This is a genomic window from Streptococcus penaeicida (assembly GCF_002887775.1).
In the GTDB taxonomy this organism is placed as follows: domain Bacteria; phylum Bacillota; class Bacilli; order Lactobacillales; family Streptococcaceae; genus Streptococcus; species Streptococcus penaeicida.
The window spans coordinates 91,731-114,360 of sequence record NZ_LOCM01000024.1; the positions used below are offsets into that span (position 1 = coordinate 91,731).

The window sequence follows — 22,630 nt, forward strand, 5'->3', positions numbered from 1 at the left end:
AATACAGAATTATCAGAAAATTGTCAATAGTTTGAACTTGTTTTTTTTGACTTAGTATCTTATGCAATAAAAAGAAGCCAGGATACCGTGTTCCCAGCTTCTATACTACTTTATTCTGCAACAATTTCTTCTTGACGATGTAAATTACCGACAAAGTTATGGTCTAATGATTCAAATTCAGATACAACCACTTCTTTGACAAACTTAAATTTACTAATTTCTTTTACTTTTTCCTGAACATCTTCATCATTGACATATATAACGAGATAACGCGATTTTTTGGAATGGTAATGCAGATCACCAAATTTTTGGACTTTTCGTGCATCACGGTTGTAATATAAATAGACAATTAATCCAACTCTTTTTTGTCGTTCAAACATGCTATATCCTTTTCTTTAATATTTTGATAAATTCCTCGTGAGACTTTTTCGTGTCGACTGGCTAAAGGCAGACCACTATCGACATAAATGGTTTCCGATACTTGATGAGCAACTTGATCAGTAATGCGAGCTAAAACAGCTTGCAAATCAACTTCTGCAAGTCTTAAAGCAACCACAAGTGGGGTTAAATCAAGCTCTCTTTTTTTAGCTAGTAGTTGTTTTTTTAGCATCTTACTTTCAGGTTGATATGAGGCATATTTATCCTGAGCTGAAAACTCTCTCACTAAGTTTTGAAAGGAACCAATTTCTCTTTGGAGATTATGGTCATTTATAAAATGTCTTTTAACCTCAAGATAGCTTTGAAACTCCCCAGTTTTCTTTATATCTTCTACCAGCTTATCGATGGCATCATCAATAGCTAGAAGATCTTGGTTAATGACTAACATAAGTCGATTATACCATAAATTGAAACATTATTAGCAGTCAAAAGACCATTTCCACTAAATATCTCTTAGAGGGTGAAAAAGATATCATCCCCCAGATGATACCCTTTTTCTCTCTCCCCAAATCATCTTTAGATGTTTGGATACAGGTATTATTATAACATATGCTGTATTTTATGTCTTTTTAAGGTTGGAAAATAATTTATAAGAAATATAAAATATTTTAAGCAAAAAGCCTGACTTATAGGGTTTTTCACAGTAATGGTTCAAAATATTACATTTATGTTAAAAAACACTGAAAAGCAATTTCAGTGTTTAAAGGTCTATTTTAATTCATTGTTTTCCATGATTTCATCGATGAAGCCATATTCAAGTGTTTCTTTAGCATCCATCCAGTAATCACGTTCAGCGTCTCTATGAATTTGTTTGATGGTCTTACCTGAGTTATCAGCTAAGATTTTTTCTAAGCGTTTGCGTGTTTTTAGCAATTGTTCTGCAACAATAGCCATATCTGTTTGTTGTGTACCGCTTCCAGCACCACCCATAGGTTGGTGAATCAAGTATTCAGCATTTGGTAACATGAAACGTTTACCTTTTGTTCCAGATGAGGCAATGATTGTTCCCATTGATGCTGCCATCCCCATAACAATGGTTTGGACATCAGACTTGATAAAGTTCATAGTATCAACAATGGCTAAACCAGCTGAAACCGAACCACCAGGTGTATTAACATAAAGGTAAATATCTTTGGTATTATCTTGAGCATCAAGGAATAACAATTGGGCAATAATAGAGTTGGCCATATTGTCTTCCACTGGACCAGTCAACATAATAATACGATCTTTTAATAAGCGTGAATAAATGTCATATGAGCGTTCTCCACGACTTGTTTGTTCAATAACTACAGGAATCATAAACTTCTCCTATCTAAAACTCTTTGCGGATAAAGTACCCACAAATCTATTTTTTTATGACTGACCTTATTATAATCTTTTGGTCAAATTAGGTCAAATAATAAACATAGCTTTTAAAAAACTTTCTAGACAAACTAGAAAGCTTAAAACTGATCAATATGTCTTGACCTGTCCTATTATTTTTATACTTAATTGGTTAGCTTCCCAATTTCTAGGCTCAGGATAGAGCACAGCTTTGGGAAAGCTTTGATGCTGATTTCCTTGAAATGAGAAAGAAATCAGTTCCACAGGAATGTTGGTTCGCGTCTCAATTTCTAGGCTCACCTTAGTAAAAGTTCACCGAACTTTTACTTAGTCCCAAACAATCTGTCTCCAGCGTCTCCAAGGCTGGTACGATGTAGCCATGGTCATTTAGTTTTTCATCGAGTGCTGCTGTGAAGATATCAACATCTGGATGGGCTTCTTGTAATTTTTTAACACCTTCTGGAGCTGCTACGAGGCAGACAAATTTAATGTTGGCTGCGCCACGTTTTTTCAATGAATCAACAGCTAAGATTGCTGAACCACCTGTCGCAAGCATTGGGTCAACAACAAAAATTTGGCGTTGATCAATATCTTCAGGAAGTTTAACCAAGTATTCAACTGGTTCTAAAGTTTCTTCATCACGGTACATACCGATGTGTCCAACTTTGGCAGCTGGTACGAGACTTAAGAATCCATCTACCATTCCGATACCGGCTCTAAGAATGGGAACAATGGCTAATTTTTTCCCTGTTAATTGTTTTTGAACAGTTTTAGCAACAGGTGTTTGAATTTCAACGTCCTCTAATGGAAGATCACGTGATACTTCATAACCCATCAACATGGCAATTTCGTTAACTAACTCGCGGAAATTTTTGGTTGAAGTATCCTCTCTGCGCAAAATTGATAGTTTGTGCTGAATAAGTGGATGTGAAATTACTTGGCATTTTCCCATGGTAGATATGTCCTTCTTTCTATATTTTTCCTTACACATTATACCAAAAATCATGGCTCTTTGCTGAGGAATTTTTCATTTTAAGGAAATTTCTTTAGACATCAAGCTCAAACTTAAAGCTAACTAGCCATGGCTCTGCTTAAAAACTAATGCTTCAGGTTCATGAAAAAAAGAACAGTTAGAATCCACTCTAAAGCGGCAGCCTGTTCTTTTCTTCTATTCAGTTAATTCATTCTCAATTTTTGTCTCAGTTTTTCTGCCTTATGGCCAATTAATTTATCTAGCTGATGAGTCGCCAAGGTTAAATAACCATAGACTACAATTCCGATTGCACCGATGATGAGGAGATACAAGACGCTTGACAGGCGTCCAGTTGGCACAAAGACGAAGCCTAGCAGCCAATTACTGATAGCTACGACAATTCCCATAATGGCTGTTAAAATAGCAATTAATGCAATCTGTTTGTAGAGCAACTTACGGTTAAAGTTGGTTACTTGATGCAAGCGTTTATACATGAGGTAAACGGGTACCAAGAGACCTAGGGCTGTTGCTAAGATTGGTCCATAAGCATGAAATAGGTAAATTAGGGGTAGCTGAAGAACCAGTTTAGTCATAATCCCATAAGCAAAGTAATATAGGGCTTTGCGATTTTCAAAGAGGGCCTGTAGCATTGGAGCCAATAAAGTATAAAGGGCTAGGAAGATGGTTTGTAAGAGAACCGCTCTAAATAGGGTAATGGCTTCTGCTGAACTGAAGCCGTAGAAAACGGAATAAAGTGGGCGTGCTAAGATGATGGCACCCGTTAAAGCTGGTAGTAAGAAAATCATCAGCATGACGATATTATTAATGATCAATTTTGCGGATGCCTTTTTATCCTTTTTCATGTGATTCTCTGTTAAGAGGGCAATCCCAACACCACCAATTGAAGCTGCAACGGCAATCAAAATCATGGTGATCTTAGCTGGGTTGGCATTAAAGTAACCAAATTGAATCAAGAGTTGCTCTTTGCTGTAATTGGTAAAGAGCAGCATGGTGTTTGAGTAGGTCCATTGGTCAATCAACTGGAAGGCCTGGATGGCACTACCAATAATGATAAAAGGAATGGATTCTTTCAGTGTCTCAAAGAGTAATCCTTTGGCGTCGATTGGCACATCCTGTTTTGGCTTAGCAAGAATGGCTGTCAATAAGCCCTCTTTGGCCAAGTAGAATACCAGAACAGCCATACTGGCAATCATCCCGATAAAGGCGGCAAAGGTTGACTGAGTAACGGCATGAAGGTAATCCCCAGAACCCATTTTCATAATCATGAAGGTAGCTGTTAACATCCAAATAACCCGGATAATCTGCTCAGCGATTTGACTAAGAGCATAAGGTTTAATATTATTGTGCCCTTGGAAGATTCCCCGAATGACACTCATGACCGGGAAGATAAAGACAGCTAAGGAAAGGCTGTGCATAATCGGAATGAGTTGGCCATCCGACCCTGACATGCTTGAAAAAATAGGCGAGGTCAGGTACATGGTGATTGAGAAAATCAAACCTAGAATGATCATTAATTTCAAGGTTGTGCGGATCAGTTGGTAGCTATGTTCTTTTTGGTTGAGGGAATTGTATTTGGCAACCTGTTTAGCAATAGCAACGTTGAGTCCAGTTGTTGAAATCAACAAAAAATAGGCGTATACATTATAGCCCATATTAAAGAGTGCATTGGCTTGTGTTGCATGTTGGTCCATCCAAATTAACCATGGGATGATGTAGATGACACCCAGCAAGCGGCTAATAAAGTTACTAGCTGTCGACCAGACTGTCCCCTGTAACATCAATTCTTCTTGTGTCAGTTCTTTTTTCTTCTTATCCATAACAATTCTTTCTTCTTATAATAGAACTATTATAAACTTTTGCTAGTTACTTGTAAATCTGAAACATAAAAGATAAAATAAGAATTATGATAAGAATCGAAACAATAATTGACCTCCTTAAAGACGATCACAATTTTCGTGAGGTCATTTCAAATGACACCTATTACTATAATTTTTCAGGATTAGCTTTTGAACAGTTGAGCTATGACAGCCGCCAAGTTGATGCTAAAACCTTATTTTTTGCTAAAGGAGCAAATTTTAAGGCTGAGTATTTAGAAACTGCTCTTGCGGAAGGCCTACCTGCCTATGTATCGGAAGTTGATTATGGTTTATCTATCCCAGCTATCCTTGTCAATGACATCAAACAAGCCATGTCTATTATTGCCATGACTTTTTATGGGAACCCTCAAGAAAAATTAAAACTCTTGGCATTTACAGGAACTAAAGGGAAAACCACCTCGGCCTATTATGCTACCATATTTTAAAAGAATCCCATAAACCAGCCATGTTGTCGACCATGAACACAACGCTAGATGGTAAGACTTTCTTCAAGTCCCAGTTGACAACACCAGAAAGTTTAGACCTCTTTAAAATGATGGCTGAATGTGTGGCAAATGGTATGACTCACCTGATTATGGAAGTTTCAAGCCAGGCTTACCTGGTTGGCCGTGTCTATGGCCTCACTTTTGATGTTGGCGTCTTCCTAAACATCAGCCCTGACCATATTGGCCCGATCGAGCACCCAACCTTTGAGGACTACTTCTACCACAAACGTCTTTTGATGGAAAATAGCCGAGCTGTGATTATTAATAGCGGCATGGACCATTTACAAATCCTCAAGGAGCAAGTGGCTGAACAAGACCATGATTTTTATGGTGCTGATTCTCAAAATGCCATCTTAAATAGCCAAGCCTTTAGCTTCACTGCTACTGGCAAGTTGGCAGGTGATTACCAAACTAATCTAATTGGCCACTTCAATCAAGAAAATGCCATAGCTGCCGGCTTGGCTGCCCTTCGTTTAGGAGCTAGCTTGAGGATATCAAAAATGGGATTGCCGCGACCAGTGTACCAGGTCGGATGGAAGTCTTGAACCATCCAAGCGGTGCTAAAGTCTTTGTTGACTACGCCCATAATGGCGATAGTTTGGAAAAATTAGTTTCCGTTGTGGAAACTCACCAAAAAGGTAATATCACCTTAATTATTGGTGCTACTGGAAACAAGGGTGAAAGCCGTCGTGCTGACTTCGGACAGGTAATCAGTAACCATCCTGATATCGATGTTATTTTGACAGCAGATGACCCTAACTATGAAAGCCCACAAGCTATCTCTGAAGAAATTGCTAGCCATGTCGAGCGTCCACTAGAAATTATTGTGGACCGTGAGCAAGCCATTAAAGCTGGTTTGGTATACTGCCAGCAAGAGGCGATGCCTTGATTATTGCTGGTAAAGGGGCAGATGCCTATCAAATCGTCAATGGTCAAAAAACTGACTATGCTGGTGACTATGCCATTGCCCAAGCATATATGAAAGAACTATAATAGTGAAACATAAGTCCAAGGACTTATGTTTTTTTATCAAGGGATTGATATTGGGCACTTGTGTATGACATTGATTCTTCATCTGAATGAAGCAGGTCAGTTTCCAATAGATTTTTTCGGGACTCACTGTCAGCAAGTATGGATTCATTATCTGAAAATCTCATATCAAACAGGGTCTTTTAGAATGATTCTTGCTACTCTTTTTAACCATTCTAAAGTGTCTCATTTTCTTTTAAAAAAACAAGAAAAGTGAAAGAAAAGCCTTTGTTAAGGCATTCTTCTATGCTATAATGAGAGAGCTTTTAGCAAAAATAACTGCTGATAGGAGGTGCACATATGGCAACCATTCAAGCTAAAAATCTCAGCCTTCAATATGATAAAAAAACCATTATTTCTAATTTATCACTTGACTTGCCTGAACAAAAAATGACAACAATTATTGGTGCTAATGGTTGTGGCAAATCAACTTTGCTCAAAGCATTAACAAGGATTCTTCCCCTGGCCCATGGCCAAGTAGTAATTGATGGTCAAGCTATCTCCTCGTTACCAACAAAGGAAATTGCTAAAAAACTGGCACTCTTGCCTCAAAGTCAAGAAGTCAACTCTGATATCACTGTCTACGAACTGGTTTCTTACGGTCGCTACCCTCACATCAATCAAATGGGGCGACTCAGCGTTGAAGATCACAAAATCATTGATTGGGCTCTTTCCATTAGTAAGTTAAATGACATTCGGCATCAAGCCGTTGATTCCCTTTCCGGTGGGCAAAAACAAAGGGTTTGGATAGCCATGGCTTTAGCCCAAGATACAGATACCATCTTCCTAGATGAACCAACCACTTATCTAGACCTCAACCATCAATTAGAAGTGCTCGACTTATTGAAAGACTTAGTAGAGGAGTCGCACAAGACCATTATCATGGTTTTACACGATTTAAACCTGTCTGCTCGCTACTCGGATCAAATGATTGCCATGAAAAAGGGGGCAATCATTAAACAAGGGAGTGTTGCCGATATTATGACGGCTGAAATTATCAAAGAAACTTTCGCCATTGATGCTCAGATTGTGGAAGATCCTATCTACCATTGCCCCATTATGTTGACTTATCAACTCATATAAATTTTATACTAGGAGAATAGTATTATGAAAAAAATTCTTGCCTTAATGGCAGTGCTTGCAAGTTGCTTTTTATTAGTTGCTTGTTCAAGCAATCCGCAAAATGCTAAGGATGATAAACACGTCATCTCAAAAACGCCTAAGATTTCCGGCTTCACCTATAAAGGTCAAGTACCTGAAAATCCTAAACGCGTGGTCTCTTTATCCTCAACATATACTGGTTATCTTGCCAAATTAGACCTAAATCTTGTTGGGGTGACCTCTTACGATCAAAAGAATCCCGTTTTAAAAAAATATATCAAAGATGCTAAAGTTGTTTCTGCAACTGATTTGGAAGCTATCACCGCTTTAAAACCTGATCTAATAATCGTCGGTTCAACTGAAGAAAATCAAGATCAATTGGCAGAAATTGCCCCAACAATTTCCATTGAATACCGTAAACACGACTACCTTCAAGTCTTCTCTGATTTCGGTAAGGTTTTCAACAAGAGCAAAGAAACCGATCAATGGTTAAGTGACTGGAAGCAAAAGACAAGTGCATTATCTAAAGAAGTCAAAGCTGTCACTGGCAAAAATGCTACATTTACCATCATGGGACTCTATGAAAAAGAAATCTACCTCTTTGGTAAGGATTGGGGCCGTGGTGGTGAAATTATTCATCAGGCTTTCGGCTATAAAGCGCCAGCTAAAGTTGAAAAGGAAGTTTTCCCTAAAGGCTATCTTTCTATTTCCCAAGAAGTCTTACCAGATTATATTGGCGACTATGTCGTCGTCGCAGCCGAAGATGAAAAAACTGGTTCTGCATTATATGAAAGCCAAATCTGGAAAAATCTGCCTGCCGTTCAAAAGAAACAGATTATCAAGGTCAATGCCAACACCTTCTACTTTACTGACCCACTTTCCTTGGAATATGAGCTAAAGACCTTGAAAAAAGCCATTCTAACGAACAAGGAATAAGAAAGGATTGCTCATGTTGACCTTAAGAAAGCCACATTTGGCAGCCACAAAGCAAAAGCAGGTTTTCTACCTCCTTTTAGCTTTTATTAGCATTAGTTTCTTAGTGGTCTTCTATTTGAGCCTTCGTTTTGGTGCCAAAAGCTTAAGCCACCAGGAACTCCTGCAGATTCTCTTTAATCATTCAGACAATACCAGACAAGCTACCATCCTTTGGAATCTGCGTCTACCCAGAATCATTGGTGCTATCCTGGTCGGAGCTGCCTTGGCGTCTCTGGAGCCCTAATGCAGGGCATAACACGAAATCCTATTGCGGATCCTGGTTTACTAGGGGTCAATAGCGGAGCCGGACTGGCCCTGGTTATTGCCTATGCCATTTTCCATCATTTGCACTACTCACTAATCATTTTAGTCTGCCTAATGGGAGCAAGTCTGGCCAGTCTCATCATCTTTGGCCTTTCCTATCAAGTTGGGCGAGGTTACCAGCAACTACGGCTAATTTTAGCTGGCGCCATGGTATCAACCTTATTTATGGCATTAGGCCAGGCCATCACTAATTATTTCCATCTGGCTAACGTCATTATTGGATGGCAGGCTGGTGGCCTAGTAGCCACCAATTGGAAAATGATTGCGTATGTAGCCCCTTTAATTTTGACTGCACTCATTATCGCCCAGCTCCTATCTTATCAATTGACCATCCTAAATCTCAACGAGAATCAAGCTAAAGCTTTAGGACAATCCACCTTTAAGATAACTCTGGTGTTGATGGCACTGGTATTAATACTTTCAGCTACAGCGGTTGCCTTAGCAGGAAGTATTGCTTTTGTGGGGTTAATTATCCCACACTTGATCAAAAAATATCTCCCACAAGCTTATCAGCTCAGCCTGCCTTTGATTGCTTTGACTGGTTCTACCTTTTTACTACTTGTCGATTTACTTTGCCGAGCTATCAATCCTCCCGTGGAAACACCCCTAACAGCCGTGGTAAGTCTTATTGGTTTTCCTGCCTTTTTATGGTTGGTTCGCAAAGGAGGTAAGCTATGAGACATAAAAAGTTCAGAAAACTTAGTCTAGGACTGCTAGTCACTTTAAGCCTTCTGATTTTGGTGTCACTCTCAATCGGCGACAGTTCCTTTTCAGCGACGACGCTGATAGATTTATTGACTGGAAAAGCCGATTCTGCTTTGGTCTTTATCATCAGTAAGATTCGTCTCCCTAGACTACTGGCTGCCCTCTTTGGTGGAGCCTCACTTGCCATCTCAGGTAATATTTTGCAAAGTCTGACCAAAAATCCGTTGGCTGATTCCGGCATTTTAGGAATTAATGCTGGAGCAGGTTTGGTGATAACGGTTTTTATCACATTTGATTTCATAGCAAGTTCTCAAAGTCTTTATCTGCTGCCGCTATTTGCCATGTTAGGAGCACTCCTAACAGTTACTCTGGTCTATCTCATGTCCAGTACTAAAAGTGCTCCTCTTAACCCTGTCACCTTGATTATTACTGGTGTCGGTCTATCTATGATGTTATCCAGTTTGATGATTGCCTTAGTTGGTAATATCAATCCCTATAAAGTGGACTATATCGTTAACTGGTTGAGTGGACGGATCACTGGCGATGATTGGCCTAGCCTCATGCTCATCATGCCCCTACTGCTTATCCTTTGGCTGCTGTCCTATCGACGGGCCTACCAATGGAATATTATGGGGCTATCAGAAGAAACAGCACTCGGTCTTGGTCTAAACTTGCGACGAGAACGCCAACTGGCCTTACTGCTTGCTTCTTGTTTAGCAGCCTTGAGTGTCATCTTAATTGGCAATATTGCCTTCATCGGCCTCATGGCAGGTCACCTCAGTCGACAATTGGTTGGTGACGACCACCGGCTCAATCTTCCTATTAGCGCCTTAAGTGGCATGATATTACTCCTGCTTGCTGATACCATTACCCGAGTCTTCTTGGTCGGCAGCAACATTCCAACAGGAATTATCATGTCAATTATCGGTGCTCCCTATTTTCTCTATTTAATGACTAAAAATAAGATCTAAAAAGATCAAAATCGAACTGATTTTGATCTTTTCTTTATTGAAGACTGGGTGCCTTATAGAATAAGTTTTCCTGATCTAAGCGTCCTAATAAGTGGTATCTCTTTCCTTCCTTTTCCTGTAAATAAGCTAACGTTACCAAGCTCTGGCAGAAAACATCAGGACGTTTCTGCAGAACCAAGTCCTTTCTGAGAAATTTCATCATGAAAGTTGTCAGGTATTTCAAAGCATAATCAGGATTGACATCGCCTAAGATTTGGTAGAGAGGTTCCTGCTCAGCTGACATGGGATAGCCATGCTGCAACTTGTAGAAATAATTAGCCAAGGTCAGGGTCTGACGTTCAAAGTCTGTTTCTTCTATAATCTGCAAGTCATTGGTTTTGTTGGTTAAAACCGTCTTGTATCGAAGTGACTTGATTTCTTGGTAAAGAGTGGATTGATCATCGACAAATACCATATCATCTAATTGCAATTCTTCTAAAGTGTTTACTTGCGGTAAGTTTAAATGATAGCGTCTTTCACTTCTTGTGATATAGCCATTCTCTATATACAAATCAAGGGCTCGATCCAGCTGTTTCATGTCTGGAAAGGCTTTTTTGATTTGCCTTAGGGTCACATCATCATTAACATAAAGGTAATTAATAAGGTCTTGAAAGAAAGTTTGGCGCGTGATTTTATTTGGATTTATAACCAGTAACATCTCTATAAAAGCCCTCCTCTGAAAAGCTGACTATCGCTGATGGTTAATATGAGCATGAAAACTAAAAATGCATCAAATTTCAATTACTTCTCCTATCTTAAAAAAGTGGGCAAGCCCACTTTTTACACATATTGACCTTTAATAACGAAGAAAGTTCCACGAATCTCACCAGCCAGTTTTGAGCGTTGACGGGCAAATTTAAATTTGCCTTCAAATTCTTTAGGAATCTCAATGCCATTTGATAACTTAAAGCCGACAGCTCGTTTACCACCTTCAGCAAGGGTATAGAGAACATTGACGGCTAAACCATTATCATAATAGACATGTGACCAAAGAATGCCATCAACTTCCATTTGTGAGACACAAAGGGGCTTGTATGGGAAAGCCATCTCACGTTCTTCCAAGACTTTTTCAATAAATGGTAAAATCTCAGGTTTTTCTTCTGGAGTGAAGACTTCATAGTTGATTTTATATTTATTGAAAAGTAGCGGGCTTCGTTAGCTCTTAAGCCAGCTAAAACATCTTTGACTGGGCTTTCTTCTAATAAGGTTGTTTCGATTTCTTTAAAATTGACGATATATGACATTAGTTCCCAAAGCTTTCTGTTAATTGTGGTACCACTTGTTTTTTACGTGATACTGCACCTGGCAAGAAAGCATGGTTGTTTTCAAGTTTGAAGTTAAAGGCTGCTTCAACTTTGTCCATGTTTGCACCTAATGCCAAAATTTCTGAGTTAGAGTTAACAATATCTGTAATCATTAAGACAAAGTCAGAATAGCCTTCTGTTGCCATTGCATCTTTGATTGCTGTTTCAATAGCTTCTTGACGTTCCAAAACTTCAGCAATATCGACTGTGTTAACTTGTGCAACACGAACTGCATTGCCATTTAATTCGAATGTTTTAGCATCAATATCAATCAGCTCTGCTTCTGATTTGCTTGCTAAGTTGGTTCCTGCTTTGAGGAGTCCCATGCCATATTCTTCCAAGTTGACTTGAGCCAATTCAGCTAATTCTTCAGCGACTTTGTGGTCTGTCATGTGTGTTGTTGGTGATTTCAACAAAAGAGTATCAGAAATCAAACCAGACAAGAGGAGACCTGCAATTTCTTTTGGAACTTCAAGATTGTTCTCTTTGTACATGCGGTAAACAATTGAAGATGCCGACCCAACTGGTTCAACGCGCATAAATAATGGGTTTGCTGTTTCAAAGTTAGCAACGCGGTGGTGATCGACAACGCCAAAAATAGTCACATCAGCAATGTCAGCGATTGATTGTTGGAATTCGTTGTGGTCAGTTAAAATGACTGTATCAGCGCCTTCAGCTTTAGCAGATTCAACGACACGTGGAGCTGTTACGCCAAAAGTTTCAAGAGCAAAAGTTGTTTCTTCATTAGGTGTTCCTAGGGCTACAACTTCAGCGTCCATACCGTAAGCATTTTTTGCTAAATAAGCAAAGGCATATGATGATGCGATAGCATCTGTATCAGGATTTTGGTGACCAAAAACTAAAACTTTAGACATTATTTTACCTCATTCTCTTTATTGTCTATATTTTAGCAGAAAAGAGGTCTAAAATCAAAGCTTGTCAATTATTTCTATGTAAAAAAAAGAGAATGAAAGCAAGCTTACATTCTCTTTTTGCAAAAGTAGATATTCAACATATTAAAATACTTTTCTTCATCAATTATGATTTATGAACTCGGTTCATGTATTCTGTGTAACTTTCTGTTTTCATGACTTCTTTCGCGTGTTGAACCCGTTCTTTTGTTGGAGGTTTAACACCTTCTAGGGCATAAGGAATCCCAAGTTCACGCCACTTAAATTCACCCATAGTATGGTAGGGAAGAATTTCAAACTTATCAACATTTTTTAGGGTAGCTACAAAGGCTCCTAGCCGTTCTAAATGTTCATCAATGTCTGTTAAGCCTGGTACCAATACGTGTCTAATCCAAACAGGAATTCCTTTGTCAGATAAGTATTGAGCAAACAAGAGGATATTCTTATTAGACTGTTTAGTAACGATTTTATGTTGCTCCGCATCAATTTCTTTCAAATCTAGCAAGACTAAATCAGTTACAGCTAAGAGAGTTTCTAATTTGGCATGATATTCTGGTGTTTCCCTATAGGTAAAGCCACACGTATCAAGTGTGGTATGAATACCAAGCTCCTTAGCCTTGATAAAAAGTGCCGTGATAAAATCAATCTGCAGCATGGCCTCACCACCTGAAACAGTGATTCCTCCATTTTTACCCCAAAAATGACGATATTGCAAAGCCTCTTTTAAGACGTCATTTACAGTACGTTCTTTAGAGTTATTCGTCTCCATTTCCCAAGTATCTGGGTTATGACAATATTGACAACGCATTTTACAGCCTTGCATAAATATAATAAAACGAATTCCTGGACCATCAACTGAGCCGAAACTTTCAGTTGAATGGATCATTCCAGTCACTTGTCCATAATCGAAATCTGTCATTGCATCTCCTTATACATTGTAAACGTTTTAACATTTTCATTATAACATTTTTCACAAAAAAGACTAGGTAGGATCCTAGTCTTCGTCAATAATCTGTTCTATATTAGACACTAACAATTTAAGTTTTGTGATACGACCATCTTTAACTTTATCGTTAATTAACGTTAAGTGTTTTCCGTTACTTTCACATTCAAAACTTACTTTTTCTTCCTGGCTAGGAATAGTTCCAGTGCCTGTGATATAAAATCCGGCAATGGTATCAACGTCGTCACTTTCAAGTTCCGTTTCAAAGAATTCATTAAATTCATTTAAAGTCATGGTTCCTACGACAATATAGGTGTCTTCACCGATAACATGAACAAATTTTTCAGCCTTGTCGGTTTCGTCATCAATTTCACCGACAATTTCCTCTAGTAGGTCCTCAAGCGTAACCAAACCAGCAACACCACCGTATTCATCTAAAAGAATAGCCATTTGGTTTTGTGTTATTCGTAATTGTCTTAATAAATCATCAACGTAAATGGTTTCCGGAACAAATAAAGGTTCTTGTAAAATGCGTCGAATATTAATATTTTCAAAGCCTTTTTTAAAGCCAGCTTCTAAGAGACGTTTGGTGTGGACTAAGCCAATAACTTTATCCTTATCCACATCGTAGACAGGAATACGTGAAAAGCTTTGTTTTAAAATTTCTTGAATATTTTCTAAGGTATCATCATTAATATCAATCATGAAGGCATCGGTTCTTGGAACCATAACTTCACGCGCCATTAACTCATCTAATGAAAAGATTCCTTGAAGCATTTCAATTTCTTCAGCATCCAATGACGCTTCACTGTTTGACAACATATATTCAATTTCATCGCGAGTCATTTGCTCATCAGCATCATCAAAAGTCATTGGTGTGATACGGCTTAAGAAATTTGTTGAAGCTGACAAAAGCCATACAAAGGGACTAACTAACTTGCCCAGTATAATGACAATTGGGGCTGAGATAATGGCTAGACGATCTTTCAAATTCATGGCAATTCGTTTTGGATATAATTCACCAAGAACAATTGAGATGTAAGTTAAGAAGACAAGGGAAATAATTGTACCCGCAGACTGTGCTGTTGCTGAATTCCCTAACCATTTGGAAATCACCTTACCAAGTGAGGCTGATAAACTGGCCCCTTGTAAGAGACTAATAAAGGTTATCCCAACCTGAATGGTTGATAAAAAATGATTGGGTTGTTCTAAGACACGTAAGAGACGAATATAGTTTTTGTCACCATCGGCTGCTTTTTGTTCAACACGTGAGCGACTAAGGGACACTAGGGCCATCTCACTTGCTGAGAAAAAGGCATTTAGTAAGGTAAAGAAAATCAGCAATAATAATTGTAGATACAAAGGCTGATTGACAGGGTCTTCCATTAATAGATACTCCTAAAAAAGATTATAGTAAGTTTATTATATCATAGATATTTAAGAAAAGGCTCAATTTGCCTTGAACATTAAGAATTTCAACTATAAAAAAGAGTCAAGATCTTGCTTTCAAAGAAAGGTAAGCTTGACTCATAAAAATAAATTAATTTTTCAGTTCTGCCAACTTCTCAACCATTAAGAGAAATGGTGGGCAGTTTTTTTGGTTGAGGGCTTGATAAGACATGACCGTTACTTGATCTTGTGGTAGGTCACTTAAAAAGTCAATGAGTGCTTCTTTTTCTTCTTGACCACCATCATGTCCATAATAGACCATGATGGCAATTCGGCCACCAATGGTAAGTGCTCTGAGCAGTTTCTCTATGGCTTCGATAGTCGTTTCTGCATGCGTAATAATCGACTTATTAGCACTAGGCAAGTAACCTAAATTGAAGATAGCAGCATCCACTTGAGTGACATACTGATCAACATTTTCATGCCCTGAAAGAAGTAATTGCACGTTTTCTAAATTGGCTTTAGCTAGTTTTTCAGCTGTCCGCTGTATAGCTTCCTCTTGGACATCAAAGGCAAAAACTTTAGCAACTTTTGGTGCAAAATAGAGGGTATCATTGCCATTTCCCACGGTAGCATCTACAAGAATACTCTCTTTAGTTAAGATTTGGTCTAGAAAGTCGTGGGAAACTTGAATTGGTTTTGCAATCATCAATCAATCTCCTAGCTAGCCAAATCTCGGTGACTATAGACTAATAGTCCTATCACCAAGGCAACTATTGAAACAGCACACGGAATGGCTAATAGAATCCAATCGAAATCTGTTCCTGCGAATCGGTCTGTGGCATTGGCCATATAATAAGGTGTTACATATTTTAAGAAATCAACTTTCTCAACAAGGCGACAGATAATATCCATGAAATAGCCGAGTAAGGCTAAACCCATTCCAAATCCGACCATTTTTTTCTTGGACAAAGCTGAAAACATAAAGCAGATACTTGCAATCTCAATTTGCATGAGAAAGGCTAAGGCATGGTATTGGGCAAAGGCCGAATAATCAAAGGACATATCGACAGTGTATAGAGCAGCATACTCAATAGCAATGCCAAGCACATTGAACAAAATTAACGAGATGATGACGCTAATATATTTTTGGACAATGATTTTCTTGCGTCCTAGTGGCAAACTAAAGAGGAACTCAGCTGTGTGAGCTTCTTCTTCCTTTGATAAGCTGGATACTCCCAAGAGGCTGCATACATAGCGGCGCCAATGGAATAAATCAATGCAATTTCTGCGGAATAATAACCGCCTAGAGTGGCTATGGAGACTTTGTCCATTCCCAAAGCCTTAGAAACACCGCCCATATCTTGATAAAGGTTGGCGATTTGTTTGATACTATCTGCGACACTCTCATAAAGCAGAATACATAGGGCACTACTGAGTCCTACTGAAAGGGCCCAGATGAGGAGACTTTTGCTACCTTGTTTTAATTCGTGTTTGATGATCATTTGCCGTCCTCCTCATAATAGTGCATGAACAAATCTTCCAGACTTGGTTCTTCGATTAAAATGTCATCCGGTTCTACCGCAGCTAATTCTTTCAAGAGGTCGCTAGCCTTGCCTTCAAAACTTTGTGTGATTGACTGGCCATCTTTCCAAATGGTGACTTCTTTTTTCTGACTATGCATGAGGTTTTCAACCCGGTCAATGGTTAAAATTTTTCCTTTTTTAAGAATAGCCACGCGGTCACAGTAAGCTTTAACCTCTGACAAGACGTGGGAAGACAAAAAAGTTGTCCGTCCCGCAGCTTTCGCTTCAAGGAGCAACTGGAAAAAACGTTCTTGCATAAGTGGGTCTAATCCAGATGTGGGCTCATCAAGAATCAATAAATCAGGTTGGTGCTGAAGGGCACAAACGATACTGACTTTTTTCCGATTTCCTAGAGATAAATCCTTAATTTTTTTAGTTAAAGGAACTTCTAAGAGATTACAGATACGATCAGCTTCACGGCTACAATCATTATTAGGATGCGCCTTAGCTGCGAAGCGAATGACTTGTTTCACAGTCATATTTGGGTAAAACATAGCTTCTGAAGGCATATAGCAATATGATCAAGGGTTTCTTCCAAGCTATCATATTTGTCGCCAAAAAGACTGATTTGGCCTTTTCGGTGACCAATTAAGCCCAAAATGCAACGAATAGTTGTGGATTTTCCAGCTCCGTTTGAACCTAAAAATCCATAGATTTCGCCCTTTTCAACAGCCAATGAGACATTATCTAAGGCCAAATGACGGCCATAAGTTTTGGATAAATTACGGATTTTGATGATGGTATCTGTCATACTTCTCTCCTTCCCAACTAGCTTTTGCTAAGTCGGCAGCCTTGGTAGGCATTTCTTCTTTCCATCTCCTGATCGATGGCATTAAGCACTTCCCATTTGTTGAGACTCCACATAGGACCAATTAACATGTCCCTAGGAGCATCGCCGGTAATGCGGTGAATGATAATATTTTCTGGGATAATTTCTAATTGGTCACAAATAATCGACACATACTCTTCTTGACTCAACAATTGCAGTCTTCCCTCATGATAATCCCTTTGCATGCGCGTGTTGGTCATAAGGTGCAAGAGGTGCAATTTAATGCCCTGAATGTCGTTATCAGTCACACAGCGACGAACATTTTCTAGCATCATCTCATGGGTTTCACCTGGGAGTCCGTTGATCAGATGGGAGACGATTTCGATTTTGGGGAATTGGCGGAGCCGTTTGACGGTTTCCTTATAGAGTTCGTAGGAATGGGCCCGGTTAATGAGCTGCGATGTTTCTTCGTATGTTGTCTGTAAACCCAGTTCAACGGTGACATGCATTTTTTCTGCTAGCTCTGCCAAGTAAGAAATAACCTGGTCAGGCAAACAGTCTGGTCTGGTCCCAATATTAATCCCAACGACTCCAGGCTCGAAGATGGCTTGCTCGTATCTTTCTTTAATCGTCTCCAGAGGCGCATGCGTATTCGTAAAATTTTGAAAATAAACCAAAAATTTCTGAACTTCCGGCCATTTTCGATGCATAAAGTCAATTTCTTTGTAGAATTGCTCACGAATTGGGGCATCGGGGGCAACAATGGCATCTCCTGATCCTGAGACTGTACAGAAAGTACAGCCACCATGAGCGACAGTTCCATCACGATTAGGACAATCAAATCCAGCATCAATGGGCACTTTAAATATTTTTTCACCAAAAAGTTTACGGTAGTAATCATTTAGTGTTTGATAACGTTTCTTCATATCCTTATTTTAGCACAATTTAAGACAAAAAAAACAACTCCATGAGTTGTTTCATTTTTATTTCTGTTTCGATTGAAAACGCCATTCAAAACGTTTTTTCATATAAAACGGATAAAGGAGATTTAGGACGCCATAAGCAAAGGTAAATCCTCCAATGACATCTGTCGGGTAATGAACACCCAAATAGATGCGTGATAATCCAATCAGTAAAATCAAGCTTGAAAAAGCAAGGATCAAGATGAGACGAATCGTTTTATGTTGGAAGCGATTCAAGAGAATTAATAAAATGGCTCCATAAATTATGAAAGATCCCATAGCATGACCACTTGGGAAAGAAAAGCCACCAGCATATACAATATGTTCTAGTGTTGGTCTAGCTCTCTGATAGATCAGTTTAAAACCTGAAATCAAAAGGCCAGCCAGAACACCATTAGAAAGGAAAAAGAGGGCTTCTGCTTTCCATTTTTTTAAGAACAAGAGAATGGTTACGATCACAACTACTGCTATTTGGGTTGAAACATTCCCCATATAGGTAATGGCTCTAAAAAAATAAGTTGCTCGTTCAGGTAAAGTTCCCCGAATAGTCTCTTGAATGCTTTTATCAAAGGATACCAGTGTCTCAGGATAAAATTGTACTGTATAGCCAAGCATAACAAAAAATAAGAAAGCAAAAGATGATCGTAATAAGTATTCTTGTCTATTTTTCATATGGTAAATTAATATATCTTTCTAAAATAGGTTTACTTGCAATATATACAAAATAGAATGAGATTGCAAATATGAGCCCTTCAATCAGATTAAAAGGTAAGACCATAGCTAGTAAATATTTTGCAATTCCAATAAAAGCACCGATATCAAAATTAGCAAATTTAGCATATAAAGGTATGGCATAGAAATAGTTTAATGCTAACATTGCAATTGTTAAAGTAATGGTACCAATTAAGCTAGCTCCAATATATTGAAACCGGCTCTTTTTACCATTCCAAAAAATGGCAAAGGCTGTTACAAACAAACCTAGAGCAATAATATTCATTGGTAATCCAATAAAATCATTAACACCACTATTATTAAGAAGTAATTTTAATAAACTACGTAATAATAAGATAGCATAGGCGCTCTTCAAATCGAATAGAACCAAACCCAGAAGAACAGGGATGATTGAAAATTCAATTTTCAGGAAGTTAGCACCAGGAATGATTGAAAAGCTGACAAACATTAACAAAAATGAAATGGTTGACAGGATAGCGATTAACACCAGACGATGTGTTTTTGACATAAAAAAGTTCCTCCAATTTTTTCAAATTGAAAGAAGTTCCTTCGTAATCGCTTACACAAAATAAGTGTAGGCAAAAAACCCGGTCTTCTCTCATCCAGACTATACTGTCGGTTGTGGATTTTCACCACATCAGCTTACGCTCGCGGACTTCTAGTTGACTAGTCACCGCCGGTCGGGAATTTCACCCTGCCCTGAAGACACTTATAGAATAGCAAAAATACTACTACATAGCAAGGCTTTTGCATTAAGATAATAAGAATCATTAAAAAAATTGATTAAAAAAGCAGACATAATTGTGAGTGTCTGCTTTATCCGTAATGTCAGAAATTAAAGTGTTGTAATTTTAAAAAATGGTGCTGCTACACCGCGATTATCATCTTTATCAGTACTTCTTTCATTCCATAAGTTTTGAATTGGATACCAGCCACAATTACCACTAGTGTAGGGATCGTAGACATATGTGTAACCATTCGAATAACCTTTTAAGACCATTTCATGACTTCCAGAAGCTACGAATTTGTTGTATTGGATTGCGCAAGCCACATGATGTCCAGCTTGTAAAGCTGATGTAATGGCTGACGCAGTGGTCAAATTACTATACTGATAACCAAAATTGGTAACTGCAGAAATTAATCCTTGTGCAGAAGTTCCAATAAAGGATTTGTTAAACTCATTAGTTTTAGTATATAAGAAATCAGCTACTTGTGGTGGAAGTATTGTTTTTCCTGATAGGGATGAGAATATCATGGCTAAACTGGTTGGTACACAACCGGCAGCAGCTAAATTTGAAATACCGTATTGTTTCCAACCCCAACGTGAATCTCTCTGGTTATAATATGGAGTGATGAGTGCTGCTCTTAAATTTGTTGTCCCTACTTCAATTTTTTGCACACTACCATCTTGATAGTAGACGTAGGCATGGACAATATATTTACCAATTAAAGATTTATGCCTTTGTTGGTTAATTCTAATTGTTGTTGCACCACTTGTCGCTGCTGAGCTTTCATACCAAGCTAAATTGCTTTGATCGGCAGTTGACCATGCAGCAACTTTTATTTTACTGATTTGCTTGCCACTAGTTCCAGCAAGAATAACGACATCTGCTAGTCCTTGTTGTGGGCGTTCATTTTGGATGATTCCTTGACTGGCCCTAGATTTTTCTACTAATTGAATTTCTAGTGCTTCAATAGCTTTAGATTGACCAGTTGTTCCTGCTACATAGCGATCATAGACCCATGATTGCCAACCAATATTTTGGACATGAGCTCGATATTTTAAATCAAAGCGACTATCTAAATAACCACTCAATTTCATTTCAATAGCTTCAATACGATTTAAATTTGTTAAAACACCAGCCATTTGCTCACTTGAAACAAAGTTTTGCCAGCCAATATTTGAAACATGAACACGGTAAGTGATATCGCCATAGGCTTTGTTATTTAAGCTTAGGAGAAAAGCCTGAATTTGTTTTGACTGACCAGTGGTTCCACTCAACACTCCTTCTGAAACCTTGTTTTGCCAACCACTATTAATAATATTTGATTGATAAGTCAAAGTAGGTTTGGTAAAGAGGATAAATGCCTTACTTGTATCCAAGGTTACGGTTTGACCTTTTTGAATCAGTTGAACTTCATAGGCTTCCATGCGTTTTCCCAAACCTTGACTACCTGCACTCTCACCATTTTTGGCCCAACTTAACCAGCCATAATCCGCAATATGTGTGCGGTAATAGATATCATACTGAAGTGCTAAATCACCTGTTAACTGAATACGAATGGCTTCCATAGCTTTAGACTGTCCCGTTGTCCCACTAATTTGTCCTTCAGATACGGGATTTTGCCAACCAATATTCGCCACATGGCTTGCATAGGTAATATTACCATCACTTGGATTATCAATAGTGATTGTAATGGCTTCTACAGCCTTTGATTGCCCAGTTGTACCACTGATTTGACTTTCTTGAACAGGATTCTGCCAACCAATATTTGAAACATGGCTAGTATAGTTTACTGTTGGTTTTGTGACAGTTGCTTCTGTAGAGGCTAAGTTTTTAACTGTTTTTTCACTTGGACTGACTTCTGAATTGGAGGGATTATTTGTTGTACTGCTCACCTCAGGCGTGCTAACTGACTGATTATCTACACTTGCAGTCACTGGATTTTGAGGTGATTCTATTGTCCCCTTTGAAGGTATTTGATTTACCTTCACTATAAAAGTTTCCACAGTTTGTGGACTCTCTATTTGAGCCTGATTGATTGGCACTGGATTTGTTGCAACTTGTTCTTCTGCTGATACAGAATAAGTTTGTAGTCCAGAAAGTAGACCTAAACTAGACACACCCAGAATTACCCAAGTTTTTTTTGACTTGCGCAGTACTTTTTTCATTCATTCACCTCTTATTTTTCATTTTATCCTATATTTCTCATTATAGACTCATCTGACTCCAAAAGCAATGCAAAAAAAAGAAGCCCCCTGGACTAGACATCAAAATTTAGTTATAAAACTAAGGATTGAGTGCTATTGAGGTCACTTCTATTTTATTTTAATTTATCATTTTCATAGGTATGTTGAAGTTCAAGGCCACTAAAAGCTTGTTGTCTCAGGGCCTCATAGACAATCATACAAACGGTGTTTGACACATTGAGACTTCTGACGTGTTGATCATTCATTGGAATACGGAGCGCCTTTTCAGGATGTTGGCGCATGAATTCTTCAGGTAGTCCCTTGTCTTCTCTTCCGAATAAGTAGTAATGTCTTTGACCATCGTTAAAGTTCTGGTCAGAGTATACCTTATCTGCAAACTTACTAATGAGGTGGAGCTGGCCATCACACTTAGCCAAAAAATCTTCCAGATTATCATAAAAACGCACATCCAGTTTTTCCCAATAATCTAATCCTGCGCGACGCATTTTGCGATCATCAATCGGAAAACCCATGGGTTTAATAATATGCAATGGGGCATTCGTTGCGGCACAAGTTCTTGCGATATTCCCAGTATTTTGGGGGATTTGGGGTTCAAAAAGCACGATATGGTTTTTGGAATCTATTTCTCTATATTGGTTATGTTCAATATCAACTGTCATTGTTTTCCTCTTTTACTCATCAAAAAACCACACTGCCCGGAGTCAAGCTCAGCAAACAATGTGGTTGGTGGTGATTCGTTAACTTAAATCATAACAGGTTTGATTTAAACCAACGAATACTTATTTGTTATTATAACACTTTGACAAGCCATGTCAATAAAAATCTTTTAAAAAAATGCTGA

Annotated in this window: 20 protein-coding genes, 5 pseudogenes and 1 riboswitch; of the genes and pseudogenes, 5 read left to right on the top strand and 20 right to left on the bottom strand. The window is 38.4% G+C overall.

Going from position 1 to position 22,630, the window contains the following annotated elements; all coding sequences use genetic code 11:
• Positions 1 to 110: 110 nt before the first annotated feature.
• From AT575_RS06565 to AT575_RS06585, 5 genes and pseudogenes are all read right to left on the bottom strand, one after another.
• The gene (locus AT575_RS06565; protein ID WP_102777665.1) at positions 111 to 380 is read right to left on the bottom strand and encodes a YlbG family protein; all 270 of its coding nucleotides are present in this window, start codon (positions 378 to 380) and stop codon (positions 111 to 113) included.
• A complete protein-coding gene (locus AT575_RS06570) occupies positions 350 to 826 on the bottom strand; it encodes a YlbF family regulator (RefSeq protein WP_102777666.1) in 477 nt (158 codons plus the stop codon). Before AT575_RS06570 ends, AT575_RS06565 begins: the two co-directional genes overlap by 31 nt.
• A gap of 320 nt (positions 827 to 1,146) precedes the next feature.
• Positions 1,147 to 1,737 carry an ATP-dependent Clp protease proteolytic subunit gene (locus AT575_RS06575; protein ID WP_102777667.1) on the bottom strand — a complete coding sequence of 197 codons (591 nt, stop codon included), beginning with the start codon at positions 1,735 to 1,737 and terminating at the stop codon, positions 1,147 to 1,149.
• Positions 1,738 to 2,084: 347 nt separating this feature from the next.
• Positions 2,085 to 2,713 (bottom strand): annotated as a pseudogene (gene upp / locus AT575_RS06580) (uracil phosphoribosyltransferase).
• Positions 2,714 to 2,937: 224 nt separating this feature from the next.
• Positions 2,938 to 4,572 carry a putative polysaccharide biosynthesis protein gene (locus AT575_RS06585; protein ID WP_102777668.1) on the bottom strand — a complete coding sequence of 545 codons (1,635 nt, stop codon included), beginning with the start codon at positions 4,570 to 4,572 and terminating at the stop codon, positions 2,938 to 2,940.
• An 86-nt stretch (positions 4,573 to 4,658) separates the two neighbouring features.
• Between AT575_RS06585 and AT575_RS06590 the strand changes: the two are divergent.
• From AT575_RS06590 to AT575_RS06615, 5 genes and pseudogenes are all read left to right on the top strand, one after another.
• A pseudogene (locus tag AT575_RS06590) lies at positions 4,659 to 6,110 on the top strand (UDP-N-acetylmuramoyl-L-alanyl-D-glutamate--L-lysine ligase).
• 336 nt (positions 6,111 to 6,446) lie between these two features.
• A complete protein-coding gene (locus AT575_RS06600; protein WP_102777670.1) occupies positions 6,447 to 7,229 on the top strand; it encodes an ABC transporter ATP-binding protein in 783 nt (260 codons plus the stop codon).
• A 24-nt stretch (positions 7,230 to 7,253) separates the two neighbouring features.
• Positions 7,254 to 8,183: an iron-hydroxamate ABC transporter substrate-binding protein gene (locus tag AT575_RS06605; RefSeq protein WP_102777671.1), complete on the top strand. Its 930-nt coding sequence runs from the start codon at positions 7,254 to 7,256 to the stop codon at positions 8,181 to 8,183.
• 13 nt (positions 8,184 to 8,196) lie between these two features.
• Positions 8,197 to 9,224 (top strand): annotated as a pseudogene (locus tag AT575_RS06610) (FecCD family ABC transporter permease).
• The gene (locus AT575_RS06615; RefSeq protein WP_102777672.1) at positions 9,221 to 10,222 is read left to right on the top strand and encodes a FecCD family ABC transporter permease; all 1,002 of its coding nucleotides are present in this window, start codon (positions 9,221 to 9,223) and stop codon (positions 10,220 to 10,222) included. Before AT575_RS06610 ends, AT575_RS06615 begins: the two are co-directional and overlap by 4 nt.
• Before the next feature lie 34 nt (positions 10,223 to 10,256).
• On the opposite strand, the gene AT575_RS06620 is transcribed toward AT575_RS06615, so the two are convergent.
• The 15 genes and pseudogenes from AT575_RS06620 to AT575_RS06680 form a co-directional block, all read right to left on the bottom strand.
• Positions 10,257 to 10,919 (bottom strand): DUF1803 domain-containing protein, encoded by a 663-nt coding sequence (locus AT575_RS06620; protein ID WP_102777673.1) that lies wholly within the window; start codon positions 10,917 to 10,919, stop codon positions 10,257 to 10,259.
• 122 nt (positions 10,920 to 11,041) lie between these two features.
• Positions 11,042 to 11,505 (bottom strand): annotated as a pseudogene (locus AT575_RS06625) (phage tail protein).
• Entirely contained in the window at positions 11,505 to 12,440 is a 936-nt protein-coding gene (locus AT575_RS06630; protein ID WP_102777674.1) for a manganese-dependent inorganic pyrophosphatase, read from the bottom strand. The pseudogene AT575_RS06625 and the gene AT575_RS06630 overlap by 1 nt, the downstream one beginning before the upstream one ends.
• Before the next feature lie 163 nt (positions 12,441 to 12,603).
• The gene (gene pflA, locus AT575_RS06635) at positions 12,604 to 13,395 is read right to left on the bottom strand and encodes a pyruvate formate-lyase-activating protein (RefSeq protein WP_102777675.1); all 792 of its coding nucleotides are present in this window, start codon (positions 13,393 to 13,395) and stop codon (positions 12,604 to 12,606) included.
• Positions 13,396 to 13,470: 75 nt separating this feature from the next.
• Entirely contained in the window at positions 13,471 to 14,805 is a 1,335-nt protein-coding gene (locus AT575_RS06640; protein ID WP_102777676.1) for a hemolysin family protein, read from the bottom strand.
• Positions 14,806 to 14,959: 154 nt separating this feature from the next.
• The gene (gene mnmM, locus AT575_RS06645) at positions 14,960 to 15,517 is read right to left on the bottom strand and encodes a tRNA 5-(aminomethyl)-2-thiouridylate-methyltransferase MnmM (protein WP_102777677.1); all 558 of its coding nucleotides are present in this window, start codon (positions 15,515 to 15,517) and stop codon (positions 14,960 to 14,962) included.
• An 11-nt stretch (positions 15,518 to 15,528) separates the two neighbouring features.
• Entirely contained in the window at positions 15,529 to 16,050 is a 522-nt protein-coding gene (locus tag AT575_RS06650; protein WP_245871501.1) for an ABC transporter permease, read from the bottom strand.
• The gene (locus AT575_RS10850; protein ID WP_245871502.1) at positions 15,981 to 16,313 is read right to left on the bottom strand and encodes a hypothetical protein; all 333 of its coding nucleotides are present in this window, start codon (positions 16,311 to 16,313) and stop codon (positions 15,981 to 15,983) included. The genes AT575_RS06650 and AT575_RS10850 overlap by 70 nt, the downstream gene beginning before the upstream one ends.
• Positions 16,310 to 16,723 (bottom strand): AAA family ATPase, encoded by a 414-nt coding sequence (locus AT575_RS11085; RefSeq protein WP_425444826.1) that lies wholly within the window; start codon positions 16,721 to 16,723, stop codon positions 16,310 to 16,312. Before AT575_RS11085 ends, AT575_RS10850 begins: the two co-directional genes overlap by 4 nt.
• 3 nt (positions 16,724 to 16,726) lie before the next feature.
• Positions 16,727 to 17,145, bottom strand: a pseudogene (locus tag AT575_RS11090) (ATP-binding cassette domain-containing protein); the annotation flags it as partial.
• Positions 17,146 to 17,162: 17 nt separating this feature from the next.
• A complete protein-coding gene (gene mnmL, locus AT575_RS06660) occupies positions 17,163 to 18,089 on the bottom strand; it encodes a tRNA modification radical SAM protein MnmL/YtqA (RefSeq protein WP_102777678.1) in 927 nt (308 codons plus the stop codon).
• Positions 18,090 to 18,146: 57 nt separating this feature from the next.
• Positions 18,147 to 18,797, bottom strand: coding sequence for a phosphatase PAP2 family protein (locus AT575_RS06665; protein WP_102777679.1), 651 nt, complete (start codon positions 18,795 to 18,797; stop codon positions 18,147 to 18,149).
• Positions 18,787 to 19,365, bottom strand: a complete 579-nt coding sequence (locus tag AT575_RS06670) for an ECF transporter S component (RefSeq protein ID WP_102777680.1) — start codon at positions 19,363 to 19,365, stop codon at positions 18,787 to 18,789. Before AT575_RS06670 ends, AT575_RS06665 begins: the two co-directional genes overlap by 11 nt.
• Before the next feature lie 78 nt (positions 19,366 to 19,443).
• A riboswitch (FMN riboswitch) is annotated at positions 19,444 to 19,568 on the bottom strand.
• Between the two features lie 124 nt (positions 19,569 to 19,692).
• On the bottom strand, positions 19,693 to 21,750 hold the full coding sequence (locus AT575_RS06675) for a GBS Bsp-like repeat-containing protein (RefSeq protein WP_102777681.1): 2,058 nt from the start codon (positions 21,748 to 21,750) through the stop codon (positions 19,693 to 19,695).
• Positions 21,751 to 21,902: 152 nt separating this feature from the next.
• Positions 21,903 to 22,448, bottom strand: coding sequence for a tRNA (cytidine(34)-2'-O)-methyltransferase (locus AT575_RS06680; RefSeq protein ID WP_102777682.1), 546 nt, complete (start codon positions 22,446 to 22,448; stop codon positions 21,903 to 21,905).
• Between the last annotated feature and the right edge of the window lie 182 nt (positions 22,449 to 22,630).